Origin of the sequence: Tabrizicola sp., from assembly GCF_030694085.1 — a bacterium.
In the GTDB taxonomy this organism is placed as follows: domain Bacteria; phylum Pseudomonadota; class Alphaproteobacteria; order Rhodobacterales; family Rhodobacteraceae; genus Tabrizicola.
The window spans coordinates 1-7,853 of sequence record NZ_JAUXZE010000021.1 but is presented as its reverse complement, the minus strand read 5'-3'; the positions used below and the strand labels follow the sequence as shown (position 1 = coordinate 7,853).

Below are 7,853 nucleotides of genomic sequence, written 5' to 3'. Positions count from 1 at the left end.
CCCCGTGCGCCTGGAACACAGACTTGGCGATATCCAGACCAATGATGGTAACGTCTCCCATGGACGCCTCCCTTGAGTGAAGATCAACACCCTCACTCTGGCACGTAGATGCCGTCGGGGGGCGTCCACCCCATCACCCTTCTGAGGCCTTGGGAACGTCTGGTCTCGGCATCTAAAACAGGTGGCCCCAGCGGCGCATGATCGTCGCGGCGAACATGTTTTCAAAGGCGCTGTCCGCCTGGGCCCATGCCTCCACCAGGCGCTCCCGATTCCGCCCTCGCGGCCTGGGCTTTCCCTTGTCGGGCCATAGGCGCTTTTCGAGCCTGTGCGCGCGATCCCGCATCCGGTCGATCTGGTCGGCCGACTGCGATTGATAGGTCAGGCGGCCGGCCTGGCGGGACGCGAACACGCCGCCGACCATGGGCAGGACTTCACACCGGCGCCCGTGCTTGGGGCAGAGGAAATAGTACCGCCGGCCGCCGTAGCGCATGGGGCGGCTCTCGAGCTGGATCTCCTGCACGCGTGGATCGCCATTCAGATTGAACCGGACGGTCAAGAAACCGCTCACCGGGTCCGACAGATTGACCGTCACGCTGACGCTGCCGCTCTCCTGGCCCGTTGCCGCCAAATGCCACCGCTGAACCCCAGACGTAACTGCGCCAGGCACTAGGAAGCCCTGGCGGCGCATGACGCGAAGATCCAGGCGCAGCGCGCCCTCCACCGTTCCCCGGTTCCGCTCCCGGTATCGGCCTGAGCTGTATCCGCCCATATTTTCCGAAATCCTTTGGCTAAGGGCCTATTTAATCAACACCGACCGCCGGAGCCTGCAGGGGCCGCGGGTGGGCTCTGCGCGCCCTGGGCTCACGCGACATGGGAAGCCGCCGAAACCCCGCCAGCGCCGCTCTCTGCGGCTTTACGGGCCATGGGGCCTATGGAGTGGGCGATGCGCACCCTGGCGCCCTCAATCGTGCCTTGGCTCCGGCTCCACCTGTCTGGAACGTTGTATCGCTGGCGGACATCATCGGTCCCGGCCTTCATCAGGTAGGCGTGGCGCTCCCACCACTTCGGGCCGACCGGGCGAACATCAACCGCCGTGGGGCTGACGCTGGCGGACTGGCGCGCGACCAGGCGGTCAACGGCCTTGGCGAACCGCTCGCGAAGATGATCGGGGACATGGGCCACCAGGTGGACGTGCTCACCAAGGGTGCGGGTCTTTTCGCGGACTTCGATCCAGGCGAACGGGACGCCGGGGGCGTTGCGGTAGATCCAGGCTTTCAGGCCGTCGCGGAGAAGGCCGTTGCGATCTACCGGGTGGAGGTCTGCCGCTTTGGCCGGGGCGTGGCCCCAATGGACCGTGGCGAAGGTGTTGAGGGGCGCGTCATTGCGGATGGAGAACAACCACGCCTCCTTGGCGTTTTCCGCCTGCGCCATGGTGATCTGGCCGTGTTTGATCCTGGCGCGCTTCTCAGGGGGTCGGCGCACGCGCATCCGGTTTTCGAGCGCCACGACCGCACGCTCAATAATGGACCCGACCGCCTGGGCTTCCTCCACCATCGCCACAGCTGAACCTCCTGCGCTAACGACACCCCCGCCGCCGCCTGCCCGTTGGGCGGCTGCGCGTGCGCCGTCCCCTAGATCGAGTGCATCGGAGAGACCGAACATACTAGATAAAGTGTGCCGTCCCAAGGGGATACCGGCGTTTCGCTACCTAAGCCGTTGAAGTCACGCGGCGATTTCCGTTCTAGAGACGTTCCGCGACCGTCCGAAAAACTTCTGGTCAGCTGGCTTTGTCACAGGTAAACGTTCGTATGCGTGTGACGGGGCGTCAAAAATGGCCGACGGAAAGTTTGTCGCCTACTACCGGGTGAGCACGGCGCAACAGGGCCATTCGGGCTTGGGCCTGGACGCCCAACGCGAGGCCGTCATGCGGTATCTAAGCAATGGCGGATGGCCGCCGCTGGCCGAGTTCACCGAGGTTGAGACCGGAAAGGGCGCGAACGCCCTGGACCGCCGGCCCGAGCTGCAGGCCGCCCTCGCCTTCGCCCGCAAGCACAAGGCCACGCTGATCATCGCCAAGCTGGACCGGCTGGCGCGGAACGTGGCGTTCATTTCCGAGCTGATGGAGGCCAAGGTCGATTTCATCGCCGTGGACAATCCCCATGCGACCCGCCTGACCCTGCACATTCTCGCCGCCGTCGCCGAGCACGAGCGGGACATGATCTCGCAGCGGACCAAGGCCGCGCTTGCCGCCGCCAAGGCGCGCGGGCGGGTGCTGGGGGCGAATGGGCGCGTCCTGGCTGACCAGAACAAGGCCGAGGCCGTGGACCGGCTGGCGCTGATCGCCGATCGCCTCCGGGCTTTCAAGGCCGAGGGGCTGACGCTGCGGCGCATCGCCGAGGCTCTGAACGCCGATGGCGTCCCCTCTCCTGGCGGCGCGTCCTGGCATCCGGGGAACGTGCAGCGGGCCTTGGCGCGGGTCGCGGCCTGAGGCTGGGTTACACCATAATGGTGCGTCTTGACTTTACACCATAGTGGTGTCATTTGGCGGCATGACGGAAAAGCGGAAGCCCACCTACGATCTTGAGGGATTCAAGGCCGCATTTGCGAGCGTTGATCGCCTGAACGTCACTGGTGTCGCCTTACGCAACGCCGCCGGGCTTGGTTTCGGCCGGGATGAGATCGTTGCGACGATCCAGACGATGCAGCGCAGCCACTTCTACAAGTCGATGACCGCCTATGCCGATCACCGAGTTTGGCAGGATGTGTACCACGTCCCCTCCCCTGCCGGCGTGCTGTACGTGAAGTTCACGGCCGACCTGGTCACCGAGTTTTTGTTGCTGTCGTTCAAGGAGAAAGACAATGGCTGACAATCCAGTCTGTCCCGAAACCGGGGCGCCCATGCGCCGCGACGCGCGGCCGATGACCCTCAATTACAAAGGCCAGTCGATCACCTTCGACATGCCGGGCTGGTATTGCGACGCCTCGGATCAGAGCACCCACACCGGCGAGGATATGAAGGTCTCTGACCGGCTGCTGAACCTGCTCAAGGCCCGCAGCGAGGGGTTGATCGAGCCCGAAGGCATTCGTCGGATCCGCAAGAAGCTGGGCTTGAGCCAGGCCGCTGCTGGCGAGCTGATCGGCGGCGGGCCGCGCGCCTTTCAGAAATACGAGGCCGGCGACCTGTTGCCGAGCCGGGCGATTAGCAGCGCGCTCGCGCTTTTGGACAATGATCCCAAGGCCTTGCGGGTGCTTGAGGCCCGGTATCATCCGGCCGAAGGTCATCAGGATCTACAGGCCGCACACTAAGCGATTAATACGCTAAGCGATTATCCGATTGCGGAAATTAGCGACTAAGCCGTTAAGCTCGCTGAAACCATTAATCGCTTACAGGCTTAGTCATGCACACCTGGGCGATCATCAGTCAAAAAGGCGGGCAGGGGAAAACGACCCTGGCCACGGGCTTTGCCGTTGAGGCGGCCCGCGACGGCGCGGCCGTGGTGATCCTCGACACAGACGATCGGCAGGGCACGGCCAGCTATTGGGAAAACGCTCGCGCCACGGATGACGTGACCGTGGTCAACACCGGAATCGCCGTGCTGCCGCTGAACCTGGCCAAGGCCGAAAAGGGCCAGGCGGACCTGGTCATCATCGACACGCCCGCCAATTCCCGCGACATCGCCACAGAGGCCGCCCGCGCGGCCGACTTCGTGTTGATCCCCGTCGTTCCTCGCGCCTTCGACATCGCCTCGGTCCTGCAGACGGTCAAGCAGATCAAACAGGAGGGGACGCCCTTCGCCGTCGTGCTCTCTCAGGTGAAGCACACCGGCAGCGAGGCCGACGACACGGCCGCCTCTTTCGTCGATATGGGCGTCGTGGTGCTGGCGACCCGCCTTCATGACCGGAAGGATTTCAGCAACGCGGTCGGGCTTGGGCAGGCGGCCACCGAATACGATCCGAAGGGCAAGGCCGCCGCCGAGCTGCGGGCTGCGTTTGATGAAGTTAAGCGACTAAGCGATTTTGCGACTAAGCGAGCTAAGCGAGGGGCAACGTGAGCAAGCCAAAGCCAAATCTTCGGGCGATGTTCGAAGCGCCGGAGCCCCAGGCCGAACCGGCGTCGGCGTTGGCCGTGTCGCCGGCAGGAGCGAAGAAGGACAGCCATCCGGGCAAGAAGCCGGTGCTGATCCACATTCCCGAGACCATGCACAAGGATTTGCGGCGCCTGGCGCTAGAGGACGGGATTCCGCTCACGCAGATCACCGAGCGCCTGTTGAGGGAGTTCCTTGTCAAGAAGGGCTATACGCAGCACTCCGCCAAGTAGGGGCGCCGGGCGTAACGATCGCGCCGCGAAGCCCTCTTAGGCCGCCGCCGCCGTGACCTGCGCTGCCAAATCCGCGCGAGATCGAAGGATCACTTTCCCGCCAGCGAAGCCGCTATGCAGGTCCATGTGCGCCTGAAAGCCATTGGAGTTGGTTCGTGTTCGATACTCGCGAAGCCACTCGACGAGCGCATTGTGCGCCGCCTCGTCACCGCCTCGCCTCAGTCCGCGAGATTGCACGTTTGCGACACACTCATCATCAGGGATATCCAACAATATTAGTGCGCTAGCTCTAGGAAGCGCTTCCCGCGCTAGCCACCCGTAGACGCCTTCGATGATCCATCGATCTTCCATCGCAAGCTGACGAACAGCAGCACGAGCCTCATCGGGGTCGCGCCGATCATTGAAGCCGCCTGGCAGCCAATGGACTAGATCAAGATCTATGGCGCGCGAGCTAAGCTGTTCCGCAAGGCGTTCAGCAAGCCAACTCTTCCCAGAGCCACCGTTGCCCAGGATCACGGTACGAGAGAGGTCTGCTGGCGCGAGCATCACGTGTCCCGATCATTAACATCCGGAGAGCGCTAGCCGCGCGTTCTGCTTCCAGGCCAATAGCAGACCCTCCAGAGGTCTGACATGGGTCGATTTTCACCGTTGGCGGCGGTCCGGGAAGCGGGCGTTCGGCCTAACGGGCGGGGCCGTCGAAGCTGGGCTGAAAGGCAGATTCAGGACAATGGCGCATATACGGGTCGCGTGGGCTACACCCATCGACCCTACGGCCAAGGGCAAGCCCTTAGCGATCCGACAGCCATCGAAAGCTGACAGGTTTTGACCGGCGCGGCGGCCTGGTCTTGGCTGTCAGAGCCGCCGCCCAGGGCGTGAACGCCGCCGGGAAATCCTGCCTTCCCCGACTCGCCAAATCACCGCAGCCTTCGCCCCTTGCGGCGTGGAGAGTTACGCCGGTTCGTCGCGCTATGGATTCGGCTCTTTTGGCGAAGGGCAGGGGCCAAAAACGACGAAAGCCCGGCTTGGCGGCCGGGCTTGTCTAATCTTTGGGGCCTGGGTGAGGCCGTTCCTGCAAGTCCGAACCTCCCCCGATTTCCGGAGACCGTCAACTCAAAAACGCTGTTTTTGAGAGCGGGGGCGCTTGGCCCATCGACAGCCGCCGCCAGAAGGGCCGACCCAGCCACAGGGACGGCCATGGAGCCTCTATTCGCCTACGCCTACGCGGAACCTCCGCGAGAACCGATCCGCCGCCACAGCCGCCCACGAGGGCGCTGTGAGGGCATGTTCTGGCGCCCGTTCAATCCGAAGGATATTGGCCGCTATCTGCTGGCGGCCGAGCGGTTCGAGCGCGCCGGCCGACAGAAGGGCGAGCGAAACGGTCCCTTGGGCGCCGTGGCGCTCGAGGTGCTGCGCGAGCTGGTGCGGCTGATCGACTACCGCACCGGCCGCCTCGAGCCGGCGCTGACGACGATCATGCGCCGGGTGAAGCGATCGAAGGACGCGGTTGTGCGGGCGCTGGCCAACCTGCGGACCCACGGCTTTCTGGACTGGCTGCGCCGCTGGGAGGCGACGGGCGACACGCAGGGCGGCCCCCCGGTCAAACAGGCCACGAACGCCTATCGCCTGACAATGCCGCCGGCGGCCGAGAAGCTGCTAGGCCACCTGGCCAGCCCGCCGCCGGCGCCCGAGGACATCGAGCACGCCCGCGCCGCCCGGATGGTCGGCGTGGTCGCCATGGTGGACGGCCTGCCGCTGGATGAGCAGCCGGCCGCGGCCGGTCTTACCGGCCCCCTCGCGGCGGCGCTGAGCCGTCTTGGCCGGGGGTTGATGCGGAAGGAGTGTGAGTCCGCCGAGCGGTCTGAATCCTGATCTAGTTGTTAGTAAGAAGGATACGGAGCGGCCTACCGGCCGCAAGTCATTCTTAGGCGGTGTTCGGCGCATAGAACGCGCCGAACAAAGAGGCTCTTCGGGGTGGAGTGGCGGCTTTCGCCGGCGCCCAAACCCGAGACCAGGCGGCGGTTGAAACGGCGCGGGGGAAGCTGTGCGCCTGGAATCGCTAAGGGCAGGCCGTCGGGTGGGCGCAGCCCACGCGATGAGGATATGCGCCATTGTCCCCAAGTCGCCGGCGCCGTCTTTAGGGCCGCCTGGACGCGAGGCCACCAGGGTGTCGGGCGGGGCCTGACCGCAAGGGTCGGGTGGGGGTAGCCCATGCGACCCGTAACTGCGCCCTTGTGCCGAATGTGCCTTTTGGGGGGCTATGCGGGCTGGGTTGAACGTCCGCTTCCCGGACCGGCGCCAACGGTGAAAATCGACCCGTGGTGGACATTCCGCAAGCGTAGCGCCGGCCTACGTCATGCCCTCGCGCCTGATGCTGTCCAGCTCCGTGGCGGACATCACCCCCGCCCGGTAGAGCAGCAGGAACTCTTCCGAAAGGTCCGAGCCAAACATCAGCGGGTCGTCGCTGTTGACCGTCACGCGAACGCCGGCATCATACAGGCGGCGAATGGGGTGATCCTCGATGCGCTTCACGCGTCCGAGCTTCAGGTTCGACGTCGGGCAGATATTCAGGCGCACGCCGGCGTCGGCCAGGAAGCGCATCACCCGCGGACTTTCAGAAGCAGCGATCCCGTGCTGCACCTCGTCGAGTTCCAGCAGCTCGACAGCTCGGAAAACGTCGTCGGCGGTCCCCCACTCGCCGACGTGGCACTTGAGGATCAGTCCCGCCGACTTTAGGCGCCGATATACCGGCAGGAAGTCGTCGATAGGCCGGGCGAGCTCGTCCCCGTAGACGTCGAATGTCCTGAATACGCCGAGTTCTAGGAAGGGATCGAGCCATCGCAGGATGTTCTCGATCCGCGCTTTGCGATCCGCACCGAGCTGAGGAAGCCAATCCACCATGGGGGCTTCACGCAGGTGGATGTCTTTCAACCAGCGCCAGACGGCCGCAGCCGGCTTTTCCGAGCGTAGCGTCATGGTCTGGACGTCGACCCCCATGTCGATGCGGACGACGCCGTCGCGACGGCACTGGGCGAAGGTCGCCTCATAGGGCAGATCCTGCACGCCTGCCGGCGGCTTGAAGACGGGGCGCAGATATCTCTCGTTCCAGGCGTGCATCCCGTCCATGGAGGCGAGCACGCCTTCGAGAGGGACGACGTCATGTCCGGTGCGATCGCGGATAAAAGTGCGACAGCCGCCCATAATCGCGTGGACGTGCAGGTCGGCCTTCGGCACCTGGCGCAGACCCGGCAGGTCCCCGCGCTCAAGCGCGTCCATGAACCTTGCGCTATCCGCGTCGAGCGCCTCAGGGGCAGTTGTTGTGGCCATACGCCAATCTACCTGCCCGAGCATGACACGGCTATTTCAGCGAGACCGACGCGATCGACAAATGCCCTCAACGTCCGCTCCCCATCTGTGGACGCCCCCTTCAGCGCAAGAGCGGATTTGAGAGCTTCTGGTCGCTTGGTCGGATGCTGCCATCTGTCCGGCCTGTTGACGCACCCTTGACGGCGCTGGCCTGTATGGGAGTTCGCGGATC

Annotated in this window: 10 protein-coding genes; 6 read left to right on the top strand and 4 right to left on the bottom strand. The window is 64.6% G+C overall.

Going from position 1 to position 7,853, the window contains the following annotated elements; translation table 11 throughout:
* Positions 1 to 172: 172 nt before the first annotated feature.
* Positions 173 to 592 (bottom strand): hypothetical protein, encoded by a 420-nt coding sequence (locus Q8M85_RS03200; protein WP_305540177.1) that lies wholly within the window; start codon positions 590 to 592, stop codon positions 173 to 175.
* 269 nt (positions 593 to 861) lie between these two features.
* Positions 862 to 1,560 (bottom strand): hypothetical protein, encoded by a 699-nt coding sequence (locus Q8M85_RS03195; protein ID WP_305540174.1) that lies wholly within the window; start codon positions 1,558 to 1,560, stop codon positions 862 to 864.
* 271 nt (positions 1,561 to 1,831) lie between these two features.
* Between Q8M85_RS03195 and Q8M85_RS03190 the strand changes: the two genes are divergently transcribed.
* The 5 genes from Q8M85_RS03190 to Q8M85_RS03170 all read left to right on the top strand — a co-directional run bounded on the left by Q8M85_RS03190 (position 1,832) and on the right by Q8M85_RS03170 (position 4,318).
* Positions 1,832 to 2,488, top strand: coding sequence for a recombinase family protein (locus Q8M85_RS03190; RefSeq protein WP_305540171.1), 657 nt, complete (start codon positions 1,832 to 1,834; stop codon positions 2,486 to 2,488).
* Positions 2,489 to 2,549: 61 nt separating this feature from the next.
* Complete coding sequence (locus Q8M85_RS03185; RefSeq protein WP_305540168.1) at positions 2,550 to 2,867, top strand: type II toxin-antitoxin system MqsR family toxin; 318 nt, start codon at positions 2,550 to 2,552, stop codon at positions 2,865 to 2,867.
* Complete coding sequence (locus Q8M85_RS03180) at positions 2,860 to 3,306, top strand: type II toxin-antitoxin system MqsA family antitoxin (RefSeq protein ID WP_305540165.1); 447 nt, start codon at positions 2,860 to 2,862, stop codon at positions 3,304 to 3,306. Before Q8M85_RS03185 ends, Q8M85_RS03180 begins: the two co-directional genes overlap by 8 nt.
* A 92-nt stretch (positions 3,307 to 3,398) precedes the next feature.
* Positions 3,399 to 4,052, top strand: coding sequence for a ParA family protein (locus Q8M85_RS03175; RefSeq protein ID WP_305540162.1), 654 nt, complete (start codon positions 3,399 to 3,401; stop codon positions 4,050 to 4,052).
* A complete protein-coding gene (locus tag Q8M85_RS03170; RefSeq protein WP_305540158.1) occupies positions 4,049 to 4,318 on the top strand; it encodes a hypothetical protein in 270 nt (89 codons plus the stop codon). Before Q8M85_RS03175 ends, Q8M85_RS03170 begins: the two co-directional genes overlap by 4 nt.
* Before the next feature lie 36 nt (positions 4,319 to 4,354).
* Here Q8M85_RS03170 and Q8M85_RS03165 read toward each other — a convergent pair whose 3' ends face one another.
* Positions 4,355 to 4,864, bottom strand: a complete 510-nt coding sequence (locus tag Q8M85_RS03165; protein WP_305540155.1) for a hypothetical protein — start codon at positions 4,862 to 4,864, stop codon at positions 4,355 to 4,357.
* A 735-nt stretch (positions 4,865 to 5,599) separates the two neighbouring features.
* Here Q8M85_RS03165 and Q8M85_RS03160 point away from each other — a divergent pair.
* Complete coding sequence (locus Q8M85_RS03160; RefSeq protein ID WP_305540152.1) at positions 5,600 to 6,187, top strand: helix-turn-helix domain-containing protein; 588 nt, start codon at positions 5,600 to 5,602, stop codon at positions 6,185 to 6,187.
* Between the two features lie 477 nt (positions 6,188 to 6,664).
* On the opposite strand, the gene Q8M85_RS03155 is transcribed toward Q8M85_RS03160, so the two are convergent.
* A complete protein-coding gene (locus Q8M85_RS03155; RefSeq protein ID WP_305540149.1) occupies positions 6,665 to 7,591 on the bottom strand; it encodes a hypothetical protein in 927 nt (308 codons plus the stop codon).
* Positions 7,592 to 7,853: the final 262 nt, after the last annotated feature.